This window comes from Lysinibacillus sphaericus, from assembly GCF_002982115.1.
Classification (GTDB): domain Bacteria; phylum Bacillota; class Bacilli; order Bacillales_A; family Planococcaceae; genus Lysinibacillus; species Lysinibacillus sphaericus.
Genome location: NZ_CP019980.1, coordinates 1,194,464 through 1,215,357, shown reverse-complemented (window position 1 = coordinate 1,215,357; position 20,894 = coordinate 1,194,464). Strand labels below are relative to the sequence as shown.

Below are 20,894 nucleotides of genomic sequence, written 5' to 3'. Positions count from 1 at the left end.
TCCCCCTGCTATCTATTATTTTGTAATAAATTGCGATTCTAAGCGATAAATCGGCTGACCTTTAGCAGAAAATTTCTGCTCGTATTCTGTCATAATATTATCTTCTGGCATATTTGCATGTAGGTCGAGTGATACATACTTCAGTAACATACCATATTCAGACATACTAACTAACGAATACTCGAACAGTCCACGGTTGTCCGTTTTAAAATGAACTTCCCCGTTATCCACTAGAATCGACTCATATAATTTCAAAAAACCCTCATGCGTTAAACGACGCTTTGCATGGCGTAATTTTGGCCAAGGATCTGAGAAATTCAAATACACGCGGTCTACATCATTTTTTTCAAAGAATTTATTTAAATCTGCGCCATTTACTTTTAACAAACGTAAATTCGCTGGAGATTTAGCTTCAAGAATGTTTTCTAATGCGCAAACGATGACACTATCATAAAGCTCAATACCGATATAATTAATATCTGGATTTTGCAGAGCCATTCCGGTTACAAATTGACCCTTCCCAGTACCTACTTCAATGTGTAATGGGTGATTGTTGCCAAAAACCGCTTGCCAATTTCCTTTAAAGTCTTCAGGATTTGGAATAATCACCTCTGGATGATTTGTAATCATTTCCTCTGCCCAAGGCTTATTTCGTAATCTCAATTTTCTTCCTCATTTCTTAATAGTGAAATTATTGATTTTTTATAGTATAACGTAAAAACGTCATATTCGCATGATATTATTGCGAAATGACGTTTTTTGTTTTTTCTAATTTTATACATTTCCATGCTTGCTGTTGGATTGTACAGCGCACAATTGTATCCTGCCCAATTGCACCAATGTAGTTACCATCTGTATGACAATCAACGCTCTGTGCATGTACAACAATCTCAAATTGATTGCTTTGTAAAAAAGTTATTTCTCGGAATGTTGTATGCTTCTCAAAAAAAACAGTAGCAAAAACTAGTAGTAGCTTCCATCTTGCAATATTATGAACAATGGTTAATTCAATTTTGCCGTCCAATGCATTAGACATAGGTGAAATTTTCATTCCTCCACCAAAATACGGTTGATTGCTCGTTGCTACAAACCATACATTCTGAAATTGATGTGTTTGATTGTTTGCATAAACCGTTACATCGAAACAGGTAAAACGAAACAGGCCCCTAACTACTGCGGCAGCATAAGATAGTTTTCCTAATCCAATTTTATTAAAATAGTATTTTAGACGCGACTTATTAATATGCTTTGTGACATAGGCATCAAAGCCAAGCCCTGCATTATTGACGAATATTTCATCGTACATGGTTCCTAGTTGAATCTTTCCTATATCTATCGAACGCTCAAGCATTTCCGTTTTGACGTAAGCTTCAATTTGTGTTGCATTTTGAAATGTTGGAAAATAACGTGCAAAGTCGTTACCAGAGCCTGCACTAATAACACCAATCACAACAAAATCATTATGTACAATGCCACTAACTACCTCATGAACGGTGCCATCTCCACCAACAACAATAATTAACTTTTTTATTTGCCCGTTTTGTGCCCACTCGCTCGCAATTTCTTGACCATGCCCCTCATATTGTGTCAGAGCGACTTGATAATCAATCGTTAAATGTCGTTGTAGTCTATTCCAAACAATTTTCCCTTTGCCATTCCCTGCACGCTCATTGACAATAAATAATACATGCATCTGTTAGTCCTCAGCTTTTGAAGGTGTCTGTTGCCAAATATCACGATTAAATGAAGTCGTTTGGACGTTATTTAAAATTGTTTGTGCAGCGCGGATTTGCATATGCTTCATAGGAGATGATACATTTCTTAAAGCATGCAACCATTCATTATAATTACGACGATCCACTAATCGAACGTTAAAAGATGAGCCTGGATAATCGAAATAGCCATTGCGTGTTAAAATAACTTTGCGAATCGGCATGTCGACTTGATCTTGCTTAAATAATTGAGTTAACACAGATTCCATTCTACTTAAATTAATCATTGGATTCAGTACTTTCGAATCTTTTGTGCCCACTTTTTTCTCCCAAAAACGGTCACTTCCACCTACATACACTGCTTGATTCTCTGCCTCAAGTACAGTAATACAAATACATTCTGTAGGTGACATTAACACAACATCTAGCTCAATTGGTGCCTTTCTCACTTGCAAAATAGGATAGTAAAAAACTAAATAATTATCTGGTAATTTTTGTAGCAATGTTCGCAACAAAGAATCACGTAAAAATCGAGGATCAACATAAGATTTTTCTCGCAAAGTGGAACTCGCCCACTTCATTTGGAAATGAAAAAACTGATCTATAAACATTCGCTTCAACTCATGAATAGACTGAGGTGCGTACACTATATTCGGTTCAAATGATAAAGTTGTTTCTTCTTCAGGGATCATATCTTCGTCATTTGTCAATTCGTTTGTAACGTCGATTTGCTCAATATCTTCTTGCACGTCTTCTTTGTGTCGCCCTGCAAAAATCTTTTTAAAGAGTGAGAAGCGCTCTTTTTCTTCCAATACATCATTGTCTTTTTCATTCGCAGTATGCTGCCACTCGGTAATATCTTCGCCCAATTCCCATTGACGTTTAATTCGATCCCATTGGCTTTTCTTTAAACGTACAAATTGCGTTGGATATCTAGCTAAATCAATTTGATAACGTGAAATATAATCTTGTATTTTCACTAATTGTGCCATGTTTAGGTCACTCCAATCTTACTGCCCCATATCAAATTCGCCTCGTTACTAGTCGGTATCACCGTGATATCGACTAAAGGCGCTATCTTTTTTATTTTACATGACGTTTCAGGAGAATACATGCATATTTTGTTCTATAAAAAAGAGCTACCCTCCTAACTTGGCGAATAACCAAGTTTTAGGTAGCTCTTTTTAATCATTTATACAGATTAGGCATTAATTGAAATTGGTAATTTTGCCTCAAATGCTTTTTGCAATTTACGAGTCCATTCACCAGGAACACCTGCACCAATTTGCTGACCATCCACATCGATAACCGGTGTCACTTCAGATGAAACAGAAGACACAATAATTTCATCCATTGTTAATAAATCGCCTTTTGTCATCGGCTCTTCAATCACTGGTAAATTTATTTCAGCGGCACATTTTAATATAACTTGGCGTGTAATACCATTTAAGATGTAGTTATTTGCTGGGTGCGTATAAAGTTTACCATCTTTAATACCATAGACATTAGCAGAAGAACATTCTGTGATAATATCTCCACGGTGTAAAATGGCTTCGTAACAACCTTTTTCAGATGCTTCTTGTTTCGCAAGTACCGCGCCAAGTAAATTTAAAGATTTAATATCACAACGTAACCAACGAACATCTTCAACCAATGTCGCTTTTACGCCTTTTTCGAAATTTTCAATTGAACGTTCACCAGTTTTAACATTACCTGTTAGCACTGCTGGTACGCTTGCATCCGGGAAAATGTGGTTACGAGAAGTTGTTCCACGTGTAATTTGGAAGTAAACATGACCTGTATTTAAATTATTTTTTTCGATTAAATCATGCAATAATTTGTGTAATACATCTTTTGTATAAGGAATAACAAGGCGAATTTTTTCGGCACTAGCATAGAAACGATCGATGTGCTCTTGTGCTGTAAACATATGCCCGTTATATACTTTGATTACTTCGTAAATACCATCACCAAATTGATAACCACGGTCTTCTGGTGAAATTGTAATAGATCCTTCTTCAACGATTTGGTCATTCCATAATGAGTATGCCATGTTTATACATCCTTTTCATTTTTAAGTTATTTTCACATTTTTAAGTACAATGATTCCCACTAGACGATCAAGTAAGACCAGATGCAGTAAATCAAAGTAGATTTTTCAGTGAAGTGCTTGGCGTGTGAAGCTTCGTGATCTCTTTGGCAAGAAAACATTACGCTCTTAATGACACTTACTTCCCAGCCAGTTCTGCAATGGCTTCTGCATAAATAGCAGCAGCTTGTACTAATTTATCAACAATTACATATTCATCCGCACGATGCATGACATCTGGATCACCAGGGAAAAGCATGCCGAATGCCACACCTTTTTTCAAGACGCGTGCATACGTTCCACCGCCTGTTGAAAGTAAAGGTGTTTCGTTATCGCCCGTTTGTCGGCGATAAACACCAGCTAACGTTTGGATTAACGGATCATCCTCACTGACATAATGAGGTTTTGAGTTTTCTTGAATATCAAGTGAAAATCCTTTGTCTGCAGCTAATCGTTGCGCTTCTGTTATTTTGTCATCAAATGGATACGTTACAGAGTAGCGGAAACTAATAACAATGTTGCCACCTTGCGTTGCATCATACGTTACAATACCAGGATTTAATGTTGTTTGTCCGGACATGTCATCTTCATATTGTAATGCTAGTGCATGACCATAATGATCCTGATGGAATACATCAACGATAAAATCGACAAATTGCTTACTTCCTTCAGTCGTTAACTCTTGTTGTAAAAATGCTGCAAGGTAAACAGCTGCATTGACACCTTTTTCAGGTTCCATTGCATGGGCTGCTTTTCCTTTGATAGTTATTATATAGTGAGAACCCTCCATTAATAAAGAGCCTTCTAGCTGATTTTTACTTAAAAATGTTTGAAAATTCTGTTCGAACGGTGAAGATACGAATTGAACTGTCGCTTTCGCAAAATCAGGTACCATATTTGAACGCTTTCCAGCATTAAATAGTAGTAGCTGTTCTTTCGTTGCATCCCCAATCTGCTTTTGGGACAACACAAGCGCAGCAATGCCTTTTTCGGCATTAATCAGTGGGAAATCCGCATCAGGAGCGAAACCGATTGTGGGCATTTCCTCGTTTTTAAAATAGTGGTCGACACAGCGGAAGCCTGTTTCTTCATCTGTTCCGATAATCATACGCACACGTTTGTTTAATTGAATACCTGCATCTTTTACAAGTTTCATTGCCATCCATGCAGCAACTGTTGGGCCCTTATCGTCAATAGCACCGCGCGCAAATAATTTTCCATCTGCAATCGTGCCGCTAAAAGGTGGGTACGTCCAGTTTGATTCATCACCTACAGGGACAACATCTACGTGACATAAAATACCCAGTAACTCTTCACCTTGGCCCATTTCAATATGTCCAGCATAATTATCAACATTTTTTGTTTGTAACCCTTGTGCTTTCCCTTTCGCTAACAACCATTCCAATGCCTTTAACGGTCCTTCACCAAAAGGCACATCCGCAGTTATTGTTTTTTCATCCAGTACACTATTAATTTGCACAAGCTCTTGCAACTCTTGAATTAATTCATCTTGTCTTTCTTTTGCAACCTGTAACCAATCCATCCTATGTACCTCCTCCATTTTATAATAAGATTATTCTACTCTTTACTAAAAAAAATTCAATCATCTTTCTAACTATCATTTTCTTATCTTTCCTTTACACTACCACATATAGCATCTTTTTCACTAATCTCCACAAAATACAGCGCAAACTTTATGAATTAATTGTAAATTTCCACGCCATTCACTAGAAAATCACATCATTATTCTATATAATAGAGTTATCAGAATTATTTGTTCTGAACATAAAATTAGAAAAGGGGATGTCTAAGGCAGCTACTTAATAGCCTCAGTGCACTCCGCACATATTGTCGTCCGCTAGTCTTTGCCAAGTGAATTAAGATGAAGGAGTGGTTCATTTATGAAACCAACTACTGATCGAATGCTTAATCGTATTAAAGATATGTACATGTTTATTTTAGACAAAGGAACCGTGTCTACACAGGATTTAGTCGAAGAGTTTAGCATCACTCCTCGCACCGTTCAAAGAGATTTGAACGTGTTAGCCTTTAACGATTTGGTGATGAGTCCAAGTCGAGGCAAATGGACAACGACGAGTAAAAAAGTAAAATTGACGTCTTAGTTTTTGCGCACTTTGCGTAAAGCATTTTTGTATGGAAAAAGAATGACCTTTCGTCGGGGTCATTCTTTTTTTCTATTTACAAAGCACTTTATTATCCGTTACACTCGAAACATTCTACATGTTGAGAGGAGGATAATTCTATGAAACTTCCCAAAATGTTTCATCCACTTGTTTGGATTATTTTAGGTGGAACGATTTTCACACGCGTTGCAAGCTTTATGGCAATGCCTTTTTTAGCTATCTATTTACATAACGAAATTGATGCCTCCCCTTTACAAATAGGATTAACCATTGGTATCGCGCCACTTATTTCTACAGTAGGTGGATTTTTCGGCGGTTACTTAACAGATCGCTTTGGTCGAAAAAGTATTATTTTACTTACGATCCTCGTATGGAGTATTGTGTTCTTTGGTTTTGCAACAGCGCATACAATTTGGTTTTTCGTCATTCTAAATGCATTGAACGGGTTATGTCGCTCCTTCTTTGAACCTTCTACACAGGCTTTAATGATTGACTTTACTCCTGCTGATAAACGAAAACGATTGTTTTCATTGCGTTACACAGCCATTAATATTGCCGCAGTCATAGGACCACTTATTGGTGTATATATCGCGACATTATCTAGTCCTAGCGTACCGTTTATGTTGACAGGCGCTATGTACATTGTTTATGCCATATTTTTATTTTTCGTGTTGAATCGTTACAAAATGCAACAGCAAAAGGCGATGGTTCATACAAAAGTGCTACAAACCTTTACAATTCTTTTAACAAACCGTGTACTGCTAAGCTTTATTTTCGGCGCAATCTTAATAAATATTGGCTACTCGCAATTCGACTCAACACTTCCTCAGCTTATTGAGCTCAAAATTGAAGATGGAGCCAAGCTCTATTCGCTACTGATTTCGTTAAATGCTGCGGTTGTACTTTTACTGCAATTACCGATTAGTATTTTTTCAGAGCGCTTCACATCTACAACAATACTGCTTATCGGTATTTTATTCTTTGCTGTTGGGCTCACATTATTTGGCGTATCTACAAACTATCCGTTGTTTATTTGTGCAATGGTTCTTTTTACAATTGGTGAAATATTTACTTTCCCAACAATGAATGTCATGATTGATGAAATTGCGCCAGAGACCCAAAAAGCTACATATTTAGGTGCGGCACAATTTAAAAATTTAGGCGGTTTTATTGGTCCTATTATAGGTGGCTGGCTGTTAACACATTATATTGATACAATGTTTATCGTCATTGCTGCCCTTGTTTTATGTAGTTCCCTATTTTATCGACCCAAAACACAATAAAGAAGCACGAGACAAGTAGGCTGCCTACTGGACTCGTGCTTTTACTTATAACCGTTGTAAAACTACGTTGATTGATTGTATTTTTCTTCTGTTGAAGCTACTTCATGATAACTAGAATATTGGTCCTTACCTGCTTTTTTCGACTGATATAAAGCCTTATCTGCTCGTTCAAATAAACTTAACTCGGATTCATTTGACTTTTCACAAATTACGCCACCCATACTAACAGAAATAACCGACCATTTATGATTCTCTACATTTTTTAATCTACGGATTTTCTCCAAAATCGCACTTGCTACTTGTACCATATGTTCATTGTTCGTATCATATAGGACAATTGCAAATTCATCTCCACCAAATCTTACAACGAAACCTTCTGTTCTTACGACGTCTTTTAAAATTTTAGCTGTTTCAATAAGAATCCTATCTCCTTCAGCATGTCCAAATCGATCATTTACTTGCTTAAAGTTATCTAAATCTATTAATAATAAACCAGGCGTATTGGCTTTTCTTTTTTTCAATAATTTATCCATTTTGCTAATATATGTTGCACGATTATATACATTTGTTAGTGGATCATAGGTTGCAAGATGTATCGTTTTAGAAAATAGCCTATTAATAACAACTAACATAATTAACGCTGTTACTAATGCAATCATTAAAACATACCAAAACTGTTTTGTGTTATTGGCAAGTGCAGTTAACTCTGTACGATTGCCATATTTGACATAGACTACCCGTTTTGTTGAGGCACCACGCACCGTCTCTGCTTCATACGGTAAAAAACGATAGGTTTCGATGTAGCCATCGTCTAATATTTGCTGATATTCAGCAGGCTTCATCGTTTGTAGTGCAGTCTTAAAATGATCCTGGAATTTTTTTGTTTGATTTTTCACAGTTACCCGAGTGGATTCGGTGTCCGAGAAAAAAACACCGTTTGCACTAATCGTTCGAACATCCAGTAAGTCATTATATTTTTCAACTAAATACGCAGCGGTTTTTCCAAAGTTAAATGTTTGAAAGACAGGGACTTCATTTAATTCCAAACCGAGCTCTAATAAGTATTTTTTATCAGGCGTTGCTAAATAACTAAATTTACGGTACTCACCAGTAGTGGTCGAAATATCTATCCCATCTGTAAATAATTGCCCACTCTCTCTACGTTCATCCAATAATGCCGAAAAATTTTTACAGCAAAGCGAAAAATTTAGACCTAAATCTTTTGGAAATGTAGTATAAATTACCGTATTTGTTTGATCCAATATGTATATATCCATACCATGTTGACTTTTCATTTGTTGTAAGTTCCAAGTGTCTATTTTTGGATTTTGCTTATAATAAGTAGCTAATGCTCTTAACTCTTTTTCCATCTGATCCGAAATGTTTTTATCAAAATAAAAGTGCGCATTATCTACAGTTTGCATATCTGCAAGAATATGATTTTCAATTAATGTTCGATTACGAGCTTCTTGTGTTTCAATATTTGTCACAAGAATTTGTCTGTTGACATAAGAAATTACAGCAACAAGTATTAATGCAAAGGCAATTAAAGATATTAATAATTTAATCCGTAGTTTTTTCATTAACATGTCCTCTACTCATCTTCACTATCTTTTTTTGAACAAAAAATATTTCCGGTACGTCAAGCCTCTCCCACGTTATTTTATTGATATATCATATTATACAGTTAATGGGACAAACATGTATAAAAAAAATCCTCGATACTAAAAGTATAGCATCGAGGATTTTCTTTACTCTCTATTTTGTAAGCCTGCTAATTCTTCTGGCGTTAACTCGCGATATTCACCTAATGCTAAGCTTTCATCAAGTTGTAAGCTCCCCATAGAAAGGCGTTTTAAGTAGATGACACGTTTACCTACTGCTTCAAACATCCGTTTTACCTGATGGAATTTACCTTCTTGAATCGTCAATTCAATTTCTGATTGCGGAGCAGATTTCAGAATAACAAGCTTGCCTGGCTTTGTTACGTAGCCATCATCTAGTTCGACACCACGCGCAAATTGTTCTCCATCATCTTGCGTAACAATCCCCTCTATTTTAGCATAGTACACCTTAGGTACATGCTTCTTTGGAGAAAGTAAGTTATGGGCCAAAACACCATCATTCGTTAATAGTAACAAGCCCTCTGTATCTTTATCTAAACGACCGACTGGGAATGGTTGAAAATGTTGATGTAGTGGGTCTAATAAGTCAATGACAGTTTCATCTCGTAAATCTTCTGTGGCAGAAATAACACCTGGTGGCTTATTCATCATGTAATACACAAACTCTGTATATACAACACGTTCACCGAATACGACAACACTTTGCTGTTCTGGATCAACATGCATTGCCGCATCTTTTACATACGTGCCATCAACAGAAACGGCCTTTTGTTTTAGGAGTTGCTTAACTTCCTTTCGTGAGCCATAGCCCATATTGGCTAATAATTTATCTAAACGCATTGTTCCTCCTATTTAAACCCTAATTTACTTGTAATTCGTGTTATGCGCTCACCAAGTAGTTTTTGTGCTAAACCTAAGCGTAACGACAAATAGCCATAAACAGCAGCACCCACTGCTGCACAAATAACAGAATAGACAAGCGCCGAGAATTTACCATCCACTGGACCCATTACAAGTTCTAATAGCTTGTGAACGATTAAAACGCTGACAGCCATTGCAGCTGTTAAAAGTGAAATAAGCATAACACGACGTATAACCATTTCTGATTTATAATTAAGCGTTTTTCGAAGCACTAGCAAATTAATAATAATTGATACACTATAACCAATCGCTGTTGCTAAAATAGCTCCGTCCGCTTCTAGCCAACGAATAAACGTTATGTTAAGGGCTAGCTTTACTAAAATACCTGATAGTAGACTGAAGACAATCCACTTTTGGAAGTCAATACCTTGTAGCAGCGCGGCAGTAACTTGGAACAACGCAAATAAAATTGCCACTGGTGCATAATGAGCTAAAATCGTTGCACCCATTTCGCTTTCAGAGTAAAGCATAAAGTAAATTTCATTCGCTAATAATGAAATGCCCACAACTGCTGGTAATGTAATGAAAATTAAAATTTGATACGTTTTATCCATCGCATGACGTAACGATAAATACTCACCTTGTGTAAAATATTTTGTTATCGTTGGTACTAACGCCATTGAAAAACTTGTTGCTAACATAACTGGAATAATGACTACTTTATGTGTTGTAAAGTTAATCATCGATAAATATTCATCTGTTACTTTGGCTAAACCAATGGAACTCATAGCGCCATTAAATGTTAACATATCCACTAATTGAAATAATGGATTAGCCACCCCTACAAATACCATCGGAATGGAATACGTTATCACTTCTTTATAAATATCCGACATTGGTAGCTGGGTAGACGTAATACTTTGACTACGTAATAAATTAAATTCTGGTTGATATTTTTTCCAGTAGTAATAGAGCACCATTAAACCACCAATTGCCCCGATAAATGCTGCAAATACCGCAAAGGACACTGCTGTTTCAGGTTTACCCTTAAAAACAACAACCACTAAGAAAGAACCACCTAATAAAACAACAATTCGGACAATTTGTTCCACCAACTGCGAAACTGCTGTTGGTTCCATTTTGTCATAGCCTTGAAAAAAGCCACGCCATAAACTCATAAATGGGACAACAATAAGCGCAAAGCTTACCCAACGAATTACAGAAGCAATTTGCTCGACAGTAAATTTCTGTTCATCGCTTTTAATAACAAGTTCACCAATCGGTGTTGCCAATATAAAAAGAGCAGCAAAGGACACTATACCCGTTATCATCATAATAAGGATGCCCGACTTCATCAGCTTGCGTCCTGATTGATAGTCTCCTAATGCATTATATTTAGAAACAAATTTCGATACAGCAATCGGTGCACCTGAAATGGCTATTGCGAGCATGATTGAGTAAGGAATATATGCATATTGATACAGCGCAATATTTTCCTGCCCAACAATCGCATAAAAGGGAAAAATATAAATTAATCCAAGCACCTTAGATAAAAACATCCCTAATGTTAATATCGCAGTACCTTTCATTAAATTGGACATCGTATCCATCCATTCATTAGTAAAATCAAGCTTTTTATAAGTGATGTAACAGCATCACTTTTCAAACATTAAAACAAGTAAACCAACTGTTATCTTAACATATTTACAAGAGAACAGATGTAAAAAACACTGAAAAGTTTTTGAAATCCTCAATTCTCCGTATATTAGAACAAATTGATATTCATTGTCTAGTATATTTCCAAAAAAATAGCGGTTCAAAAAATCTACTAGATTCTTTGAACTGCTACTTCTGTGTTACATATCAACAAAGAATTGTTTATACCATACTAAGAACACATACGCTGTCCAAATATAGCGACCACGATTAGCTTTGCCTTCATAATGTTCATCTAAATAACCAACTAGTTGCTTCGTATCGAAAAATTCGTTGGCAAAGTCAGTTGTAAACATGTCCTTCACCATATTGTAGTACTTTTCTTCACGCAACCAGTGGCGAATTGGCACTGGGAAGCCAAGCTTCGGACGCTTTGCCCACTCTTCTGGTAATTCCTGATGTGCCGCTTGACGAAGGACATATTTCGTATCAATATCATTGACACGATATCTTGATGGAATATTTTTAGCTAGCTCCATTACTTCTTTGTCTAAAAATGGTACACGTAATTCGATAGAGTGCGCCATACTCATTTTATCTGCCTTTAACAAAATATCTCCAGGCATCCATAAATTCAAATCTAAATACTGCATTTTCGTAACATCATCATCACCAGGTACTTCATCATAAATACGTTTCGTAATTGTTTGAACAGATGGTCCGTTTTTGTATGCTGGTTTTAAGACATTTAATGCGTCATCTTCATCCCATACAACCGCTTCACCAATAAAGCGTTCCTCTACCGTTTGCCCGCCTTTTACTAAGAAATGCGTATATTGGTTTTTAGGTAATGCTTCTGCTATACCTCGTAATGCTTTACGTAGACCAAATGGTACTTTCTCGTATTTTTTCATTCGACCAGAGTTTTGGTACCACGAATAGCCTCCAAAAATCTCATCCGCACCTTCACCAGAAAGTACTACTGTTACATCCTTCGCCGCTAGCTCCGATAGGAAGTAAAGCGGTACAGAAGATGGGTTCGACTGCGGCTCATCCATATGCCATTGAATTTTCGGCAAAGCTTCAAAACACTCATCCGCTGTAATATATTTACGCTCGTTTTGAATATTTAATGTATCCGATAAATCCTTTGCTAAGTTTGTCTCATTGAACATATCTTCATAGTCAGAAAAACCAACAGAGAATGATTTATCAGGACGTAGCAATGATGTAATATAACTAGAATCAATACCGCCAGACAGGAAAGAACCAACCTTTACATCACTAATTTGGTGGGCATCTACTGACTCTTTTACTGTTGAACGAATATCTTCCACATATTTTTCAATCGGCGCTTCTTTCGCATGGAATTTTTTATCCCAATATTGGACAATTTGTTTTTGTCCATTTTTAATGACCATATAGTGCGCTGGTGGTAATTTAAATACACCTTTAAAGAATGTTTCGTCCATTGAAGAATATTGGAACGTTAAATAAGGACGTAATGCATTTTTGTTTAATTCTTTAATGAATGCTGGATGAGGCAAGAAAGATTTAATTTCTGACCCAAAAATAAATGTTCCATCCGTTGTGTTTTCAGTGTAGTACAAAGGCTTAATACCAAAGCCATCACGCGCGATAAATTGTAAATCATTCTTTTTGTCCCAAATACAGAATGCGAACATACCGCGAAGCTGTTTGACAAATTCTACACCATACTGCAGATAGCCGAAAATTAACACTTCACTATCCGATTTCGTTTTAAATGTATGACCCTTTTCTTGTAGGTCCTTACGCAACTCTTGGAAATTATATATCTCCCCATTGAAAACAAGCACAATGTTGCCATCTGGGCTATAAAGAGGTTGATTTGCCACGTCTGATAAGTCAATAATGCTTAAACGACGGAAACCTAACGTTACTTTATCGTCACTATGAATACCACCACTATCTGGCCCACGGTGAATAATTGTATTCATCATATTTTCAATTGTTTGGTGATGATCAATCACATTTGTTCCATTAATATAGCCAATAAATCCGCACATCTATTTTTCACCTCATAATTTAGTGCATAACCTCTATCATCATAGCACGAAAAGCCGTTCATTTCATGCTGTCATTATAGATAAAAAATTATAAAGCACTTTATTATAATTTTCAATGTAAACTAGCCGCCCTCTATATAGACTTCATGTATAATAGGAAAAGTTCCTAATAATGAAAAGAAAGTGAGTTCACATATATGTATGATGTAATCGTTATCGGTGGTGGCCCCTCTGGATTAATGGCCGCCATCGCAGCTGGAGAACGAAAAAAGAAAGTTTTACTTCTCGAAAAAGGGACAAAGCTTGGGAAAAAGCTTGCAATCTCTGGTGGTGGTCGATGTAACGTAACAAACAGACTACCTGTTGAAGAAATTGTTAAACATATTCCTGGCAACGGTCGTTTTTTATATAGCCCCTTTACTGTTTACAACAATGAGGATATTATTGCCTTTTTCGAAGGTCTAGGTGTTGCATTAAAAGAAGAAGACCATGGTCGTATGTTCCCTATGTCCAACCGAGCGCAAGATGTAGTCGATGCATTAATTCGTCAATTGCAACGACTACATGTTGAAGTAAGGTTAAATACACCCGTTAACAAGTTATTGATGGATGATGAAAAGATTCTTGGTGTGCGCTTAGAAGATGGAACAGAAGTACGCTGTAAGGCTGTTATTGTAGCAGTTGGAGGCAAGGCAGTGCCACAAACAGGTTCAACAGGTGATGGCTACCCTTGGGCCGAGCGTGCTGGACATAATGTGACAACACTCTTTCCAACAGAAGTGCCCGTTTTATCAAAAGAGGAGTTTATTCAAACGAGAGAGCTACAAGGACTAGCATTACGAGATGTCGCGGTATCCGTTCTCAATAAAAAAGGTAAACCACTAATAACACATCAAATGGACATGCTCTTTACGCATTTCGGATTAAGCGGCCCTGCTGTATTACGCTGTAGTCAGTTTGTCGTCAAGGAGTTAATGAAAACGGGTTATGAACCTGTCACAATGCGTATCCAAACGCTTGTAGATTTCAATGAGGAAACATGTCTGCAATATTTAAATAAGCTTATAAAAGAAGAACCGAAAAAAGCAGTGAAAAATGTTTGGAAAGGCGTCGCACCAGAACGCTGGCTGCTATTTTTATGTGACCGTGCAAATATTGATGTTCAAATGACTGGCATTGAATTATCGCAAGAAAAAATTCGCGCGCTAGCACAATTACTAGTCAATTTCACAATGACGGTTAGCGGTACGCAATCACTCGACAAAGCATTCGTTACAGGTGGAGGCGTTTCTGTGAAAGAAATCGAACCAAAAACGATGGCGTCTAAGAAAAAGGCTGGTTTGTTTTTCTGCGGAGAAATATTAGATATTCATGGTTACACAGGTGGCTATAATATTACGTCTGCACTTGTGACAGGACGAATTGCAGGAATGAACGCCGCATTCGAATGACCCGATTCACTTTGAACAACTTAGCATAGACGAGTTGATAGTAGCAATGGTAGGACTTTTGTGGGAACAGCACACAAAGTAAGCCGCGCGTTAGAGAGAGTTGCGGCTTACTGTGCTAAGCGGAAAGCACCGCCGAAGCGGACATCAACGGGGCATAACAAAAAAGTGTTAGATTGATAGCAGTCAATCTAACACTTTTGCATTTTTGTCCCTACTTTATTTTAACTTTCGTTAGACAAATAAACCTCTTCATACGGTTGGATAATGACAAACCCTTCGCCGGAGAAAGCCATTTGAATCGATTCACCGCTGCCACGTCCAATAAATGTACGGAAGCTAATGTCTGTTTTAAATTCAGGTGTTAAATTACCTGACCATGCAACTGTAGCATGAGGATCTGTATAAACCGTTTCACCAGGCTTCACCAATAACGTCAACGGCTCAAAATGTGTTGTAATAGCTACTTTACCGCTTCCTTGTAGCGTTACATTAAACAGTCCGCCAGACATAATACCAGCCATTTTACGCATTAATTGAATGTCCCAATTAATACTTGGTTCAAATGCCAGCAAGTCATTCCCGTTGACACAAATACTTTCATCCTTTAAATCAAAAATAGTCACTTTTTTCCCTTGATCAGCTAAATAAAGACGCCCTTTTCCTTTTGCTTTCATAAGTTGCGTCCCTTCGCCTGTTAATGCTTTTTTAAACATTTTGGAAAGGCCATGCTCTAAAACACGTTCCCGCTCAAACTTAATGTCGCCTATGTATGAAATCATAGCCCCCATTTTTGACCAGACTTCACCATCTAAATTAACCTCTAATACACGCTCTGTTTCTAACTCAAAATATTCGTTCTCATAATCATCTTGTTGCGTTTTCTTAATGAATTCATTTAATGAATACTTTCCCATATCGTCCGCCTCCTTTATACCCTTATATACGTTAATTGCCATGAAAAGATTCACCATTCTTTGTCACAGTCCACCACTACAGACATATAGCACTTTATATACTATTATTTTGATTATTTTTATAGTAAATTGCTGTCACTTATAAATAGAATAACGTTGCAAAATTTCTCTTTTAGTAGCAAAATCACTTTATTTACCATAATCTTATTGACATCAAACATGAGCTGTTATATGTTAGACGAAGATTAATCAAGTGTTGTATAACAATTGCTACAAATAAAAAACCGCATTAGCGTCATATGCGAAATGACACTAATACGGCTATACTTTTCAAGTGCGAATTGAAAGTAAAAATTATCGTGTAGCGGAGACGTCTCCAACCTTTTGCTCTGCTGTTTTTAACGCAGTTTGTTTACGCACATCTGCACGTAGCGTTAATGAAATAATTAAGGAAATGGCAATTAAACCTGCAAATACATAGAATACAGGAATGTAACTATCATAAGCATTTTTAATAGCGCTCACTAGAAGTGGACCAAAAACGCCACCTAAAGACCAAGTTGTTAGTAAATAACCGTGGATAACACCAAGTTGCTTCGTACCAAATAGATCACTTGCGAATGCAGGTAAGTTTGAGAAACCGCCACCATAACAACTAACTACTAAGAAAATAAGTGCTTGGAAAATAATAACGTTTGTCGTATGTGGCAATACGATAAATGTAATAAGTTGTGCTGTAAAGAATATTACAAAGACGTTTGAACGACCAATATAATCCGACACAGCAGCCCAAATTAAGCGACCACCACCATTGAATAATCCCATAACGCCTACCATTGCTGCAGCACCTGCAACTGATAAACCTACAATTTCCTGCGCCATCGGAGATGCAACAGAAATCATCATAATACCCGCAGTTACATTGACTAAATGCATGGACCATAACATCCAGAAATGCTTTGTTTTCACAGCTTCACGAGCTGACATTACTGCTAAATCTTTTTTCACTACATCCTTGCCTTTTTCTGCTGCCGCTTTCATATTCGCAGGCATAAAACCTGGTTTTGGCGGCGCTATATAAGAAGCCCCTAAAATCATTAACGTGAAGTAACTTGCCCCTAAAATAAAGTAAGTTGTAGAAATTCCGACTGCTTCCATTAAGTTTGCTGCTACCGGTGCAGTAATTAATGCTCCCGATCCAAATCCTAATACAGCCATACCTGTAGCTAAACCGCGACGGTCTGGGAACCATTTTACTAATGTAGAAACAGGTGCGATATAACCAATTCCCATACCTAAACCACTAAGTAAGCCGTAAGTTAACCAGTATAAAGTGACAGAATCCATAGAGATTGCCACACCTGCACCAGCTTGTCCTGCTCCAAACAGCACTGCTGCTACCATAGCCGATTTACGCGGACCCATTTTTTCTACTAAACTACCAAATAGCGCTGCTGAAAAACCAGCAAGCCCCATCATTATTGTAAAGGCTATCGTAACCTTCGTTTCACTCCATCCCATTTCTGTGACAATCGGCAGCTTGTATACACTGTATGCGTAGGCTCCACCAATGGAAAGGTGAATAGCGATTGCAGATAATGCAATTAACCATCTATTTTTATTCATAAATTCTCATTTCTCCCCTCTTTTGCTACCTGTGAAAATTCTATGAACGTCCATGTAAAACAATTTACCACTTATAATTATTCGAATGCAAGATGTTTTTCTAAAAAATATTATTTCTCCAAAAAGTTTTCGACTAGTCAATGCATATCAAAAACATCGAAATCCTTACAGTCCCTAAGAAAAAAGGCGTTTATCAAACAATTTCACCAACATATTTTAGCTATTATTATTTTTCTACCGTACTTATTTACGCTAAATAAATTATTTTAAAATAGCTAAATTTGTGCATATTTTCACATATTAAGCCATGTATTCTCCTACGCTGCCACTAGATTCAAAACCACTAGACGTAAAGGGTTAGAAAATACAAATAATTGATAGACAGAAATATTAAGAACAAAAGAGAATTTTAAAACCTTATCGAAGCAAATTTTCTTTGCGCAAAAGAAATCAAGCTATCACAACATATGTAAACTCCTCCAGTAAGCATTTAAAATGTAAATTAATTTACACAAACGATTTGTATAACGACCTTTTCAAGATAAATTACCTATTATTTTTTATTATTCAAATATAAATTTTTTGATTTACCGAAAACACGTTACAAATAATAGAACAACAAAACCTTCATAGCACTTCCCACTTTTTTCATTTTTTCTCAGAGAACGTATATGTAAATTGTTATAGTACACCATTGAAATGAATACTTTTAAGCTGAATTGTATTACAACAAGCTATTCTTTTATGTTACTTTATTATAGAATGATAGTCCTAGTTCTAGTTAGAAAAATAGGTGTGCTACTCTACATAATCACTGCGCTTACTTAGCGAAATCTTCAATAACAGAGGTGATGAAATGATAAAAGGCTGCCATTTTAGCATTCCTTTTACATACTTATGAAAAACATATCGTTGCGACTAAAAATGTTTATCTTTTCGTTCATAATTGTTATTTTTTCTATCACGACGAGTGGTGCAATTATGATTCATAATCTAGCTGGCGCTTTGGAAAAAGAATTTGGTGCCCGTGCAATAGCTATAGCACGAACGGTTTCGCAACTGACAGACGTACAAAAAAATGTAGGCACAAAAGAGGGGTTTGAAGTTATTCAACCCATTGCGGAACGTATCCGATTAACAACGGATGTTGATTACATTGTGATCATTGATATGAAACGTATTCGATACTCCCATCCATCTGAAAGTAAGCTAGGTACCGTTTTTGAAGGTGGCGATGAAATAGAAGCTTTTTCACAGCATGAGTACATATCAAAGGCGCATGGTGTCCTTGGCTATTCCATACGAGCATTCGTACCAATAATGAATGAGGAAGGTACAAAACAAGTTGGCGTTATTACTGTTGGGCTACTGGCACCAAAATGGTACAACCTTTTAGACCAATATCAATTTGATATTTTAGTCTCTCTTTTTTGGGGGCTCGTAATTGGTTTAGGTGGGTCTGTATGGGTTGCTAACCATTTAAAACGCCAAACATTGAATTTGGAACCTTATGAAATCGCTCGGCTAGTAGAAGAACGCTCAGGCATTATTCAAGCGATGGATATTGGTATTTTGGCGACTGACGAAAGCGGGAATGTAACATTTATTAACCGATTAGCTAGGCAATATACGCATTTCTTTGGGCATAAAGTTTCCAGAAAAGCATTATTTAAAAACACTTGGCTGGCAGAGGATACTATTCAACAGCACGAAATCTATCGACCACTGTTAATGTTCGACCAAATGTATTTAGTTCGAACATTTCCAATTCGGATTATGGAGCAAAATGCCGGATATCTCATCATGTTAACCGACCGCAAAGAAGCAAATATGCTTGCCGAAGAATTAACGGGTATTAAAATGCTTGTCGATTCTTTGCGTGCACAGCAACACGAATATATGAACCGTCTCCATAGTATTGCAGGGCTTATCCAATTGGAACGAAATGATGATGCATTAAGCCTCATTATCGATGAAATTACAGATGAAGAGGAAATCATTCAAAGCTTGCATGATAAATTTCAAGACTATTCAATTCAAGGCTTATTGCTTGGCAAATACTCACGTGCTAAGGAACTAGGCGTTGAACTAACAATTGATGAAGATTCCAACCTTGTAGATTTTATGAGTGGTTTATCGTGTGGTGACATTATTACCATTATCGGCAACTTACTGGACAATGCAATGGAAGCTTGCTTCGAATGTCTACATAAAGATGTTCACTTAACGATTATTGGGGATAAGCACTTTTTAATTATAGAAGTGCAGGACAGTGGGAAAGGAATAGAAGGCATACCACAGCGTATTTTTGAATACGGATTTAGTACGAAACAAAAAGATGGACACGGTATTGGACTTGCACTTGTCAAACAAATTGTCGAATCCAATAAGGGGACGATTCAAGTAGAATCCACTGTTCATGTTGGTACAACAATTACAATTAATATAGGGGTGATGGACGAACAATGAGCAAACTCACAGTTTTTATCGTAGAAGATGATCCAATGGTGCTTGAGGTTAACAAAGGGTTTTTAAATAAAATGACTGGTTTTCAGCTTATCGGAGAGGCTGTCAACGGACGTGATGCCTACGAAAAAATCATTATTCAAAAACCTAATCTCATTTTACTTGATATGTTCTTACCAGATATGACGGGAATGGAATTGTTTTTAAAAATTCGGGCGCAGCGTATTCCATCCGATATTATTATGATTACAGCCGCTCGTGATGCACCTACTGTACAAGAATCCCTTCGACTTGGTGCAATGGATTATCTCATAAAACCATTTCGTTTTGATCGCTTCGAAAAAGCTTTACAACAATATCGAAACGCTACAAAAAGTTTACTAAGCACCGCGACAATTAACCAAGAGGATATTGATCAGTGGTTAGGCATCCAGCACGAAATGCTTGAACTGCCTAAAGGCTTGAACAACATTACAATGGAACAAATTTTAGGTTACTTAACAACACTTCAGGCACCTATTACTTCTGAACAGCTTGCGCAAAATGTTGGCATGGCGAGAGTAACTGTCCGCAAGTACCTAGACTTTTTAGCAACAAAAGGTACTGTGCAAATCGAATTAAAATACGGAGCTGTTGGACGGCCTACAAAATACTATTCCATTAAATAATGGCATCCTGCGCAATTTCTCCACGTTTGTGATTACTAATAGCAAGAAATAAGAATCTGCTCGCTTTTTGTGGGTAAGCAACAAGCATAGCAATATCCACGTTCTCTTCAGGATTTTGCTATGCTATCGTTTCCCATACAAGACGTGCAGATTCTTTTCTTTTGAGAAGTTTTTTAGCATTAAAGCATTTCAATTCACTTACTTACACATAAGAAAAAAAGCACGCAATCTGTTTTGTAACAGTTTATTAAAATAATAAATTGTTATATACCATAAATACCAAAATGTTCATTAATACCATAATATTGAGTATTTCAATAAATACAATACAATAAAAAGCGTTCACATCTT

Annotated in this window: 16 protein-coding genes; 5 read left to right on the top strand and 11 right to left on the bottom strand. The window is 36.8% G+C overall.

Annotation, left to right across the window (positions count from 1 at the left end):
- Positions 1-15: 15 nt before the first annotated feature.
- The 5 genes from trmB to pepV all read right to left on the bottom strand — a co-directional run bounded on the left by trmB (position 16) and on the right by pepV (position 5,344).
- Positions 16-663, bottom strand: a complete 648-nt coding sequence (gene trmB / locus LS41612_RS06140; RefSeq protein WP_024363744.1) for a tRNA (guanosine(46)-N7)-methyltransferase TrmB — start codon at positions 661-663, stop codon at positions 16-18.
- Between the two features lie 76 nt (positions 664-739).
- A complete protein-coding gene (locus tag LS41612_RS06135) occupies positions 740-1,693 on the bottom strand; it encodes a diacylglycerol/lipid kinase family protein (RefSeq protein ID WP_024363743.1) in 954 nt (317 codons plus the stop codon).
- 3 nt (positions 1,694-1,696) lie between these two features.
- A complete protein-coding gene (locus tag LS41612_RS06130; protein WP_024363742.1) occupies positions 1,697-2,704 on the bottom strand; it encodes a nuclease-related domain-containing protein in 1,008 nt (335 codons plus the stop codon).
- Positions 2,705-2,913: 209 nt separating this feature from the next.
- On the bottom strand, positions 2,914-3,765 hold the full coding sequence (gene dat / locus LS41612_RS06125; RefSeq protein WP_024363741.1) for a D-amino-acid transaminase: 852 nt from the start codon (positions 3,763-3,765) through the stop codon (positions 2,914-2,916).
- Between the two features lie 175 nt (positions 3,766-3,940).
- Positions 3,941-5,344: a dipeptidase PepV gene (gene pepV, locus LS41612_RS06120; RefSeq protein ID WP_024363740.1), complete on the bottom strand. Its 1,404-nt coding sequence runs from the start codon at positions 5,342-5,344 to the stop codon at positions 3,941-3,943.
- Positions 5,345-5,702: 358 nt separating this feature from the next.
- Here pepV and LS41612_RS06115 point away from each other — a divergent pair, with 358 nt between their 5' ends.
- Both LS41612_RS06115 and LS41612_RS06110 read left to right on the top strand, forming a co-directional pair.
- Positions 5,703-5,924, top strand: coding sequence for a DeoR family transcriptional regulator (locus tag LS41612_RS06115; RefSeq protein WP_024363739.1), 222 nt, complete (start codon positions 5,703-5,705; stop codon positions 5,922-5,924).
- A gap of 140 nt (positions 5,925-6,064) precedes the next feature.
- Positions 6,065-7,228 (top strand): MDR family MFS transporter, encoded by a 1,164-nt coding sequence (locus LS41612_RS06110; RefSeq protein ID WP_029747347.1) that lies wholly within the window; start codon positions 6,065-6,067, stop codon positions 7,226-7,228.
- Between the two features lie 62 nt (positions 7,229-7,290).
- On the opposite strand, the gene LS41612_RS06105 is transcribed toward LS41612_RS06110, so the two are convergent.
- The 4 genes from LS41612_RS06105 to asnB form a co-directional block, all read right to left on the bottom strand.
- Positions 7,291-8,811 (bottom strand): GGDEF domain-containing protein, encoded by a 1,521-nt coding sequence (locus tag LS41612_RS06105; RefSeq protein WP_024363738.1) that lies wholly within the window; start codon positions 8,809-8,811, stop codon positions 7,291-7,293.
- 168 nt (positions 8,812-8,979) lie between these two features.
- Positions 8,980-9,693 (bottom strand): pseudouridine synthase, encoded by a 714-nt coding sequence (locus LS41612_RS06100; protein WP_024363737.1) that lies wholly within the window; start codon positions 9,691-9,693, stop codon positions 8,980-8,982.
- Between the two features lie 8 nt (positions 9,694-9,701).
- Positions 9,702-11,315, bottom strand: a complete 1,614-nt coding sequence (locus tag LS41612_RS06095; RefSeq protein WP_024363736.1) for a putative polysaccharide biosynthesis protein — start codon at positions 11,313-11,315, stop codon at positions 9,702-9,704.
- Between the two features lie 255 nt (positions 11,316-11,570).
- Positions 11,571-13,418 carry an asparagine synthase (glutamine-hydrolyzing) gene (asnB, locus tag LS41612_RS06090; protein ID WP_024363735.1) on the bottom strand — a complete coding sequence of 616 codons (1,848 nt, stop codon included), beginning with the start codon at positions 13,416-13,418 and terminating at the stop codon, positions 11,571-11,573.
- A 197-nt stretch (positions 13,419-13,615) separates the two neighbouring features.
- Between asnB and LS41612_RS06085 the strand changes: the two genes are divergently transcribed.
- Positions 13,616-14,869 carry a BaiN/RdsA family NAD(P)/FAD-dependent oxidoreductase gene (locus tag LS41612_RS06085; protein ID WP_024363734.1) on the top strand — a complete coding sequence of 418 codons (1,254 nt, stop codon included), beginning with the start codon at positions 13,616-13,618 and terminating at the stop codon, positions 14,867-14,869.
- A 221-nt stretch (positions 14,870-15,090) separates the two neighbouring features.
- On the opposite strand, the gene LS41612_RS06080 is transcribed toward LS41612_RS06085, so the two are convergent.
- A complete protein-coding gene (locus LS41612_RS06080; protein ID WP_024363733.1) occupies positions 15,091-15,783 on the bottom strand; it encodes an AIM24 family protein in 693 nt (230 codons plus the stop codon).
- Between the two features lie 354 nt (positions 15,784-16,137).
- A complete protein-coding gene (locus LS41612_RS06075) occupies positions 16,138-17,409 on the bottom strand; it encodes an L-lactate MFS transporter (RefSeq protein WP_024363732.1) in 1,272 nt (423 codons plus the stop codon).
- Between the two features lie 981 nt (positions 17,410-18,390).
- On the opposite strand from LS41612_RS06075, the gene LS41612_RS06070 reads away from it, so the two are divergent.
- Positions 18,391-19,878, top strand: coding sequence for an ATP-binding protein (locus LS41612_RS06070; protein WP_080653365.1), 1,488 nt, complete (start codon positions 18,391-18,393; stop codon positions 19,876-19,878).
- Complete coding sequence (locus tag LS41612_RS06065; protein ID WP_024363730.1) at positions 19,875-20,543, top strand: response regulator; 669 nt, start codon at positions 19,875-19,877, stop codon at positions 20,541-20,543. The genes LS41612_RS06070 and LS41612_RS06065 overlap by 4 nt, the downstream gene beginning before the upstream one ends.
- Positions 20,544-20,894 lie beyond the last annotated feature (351 nt).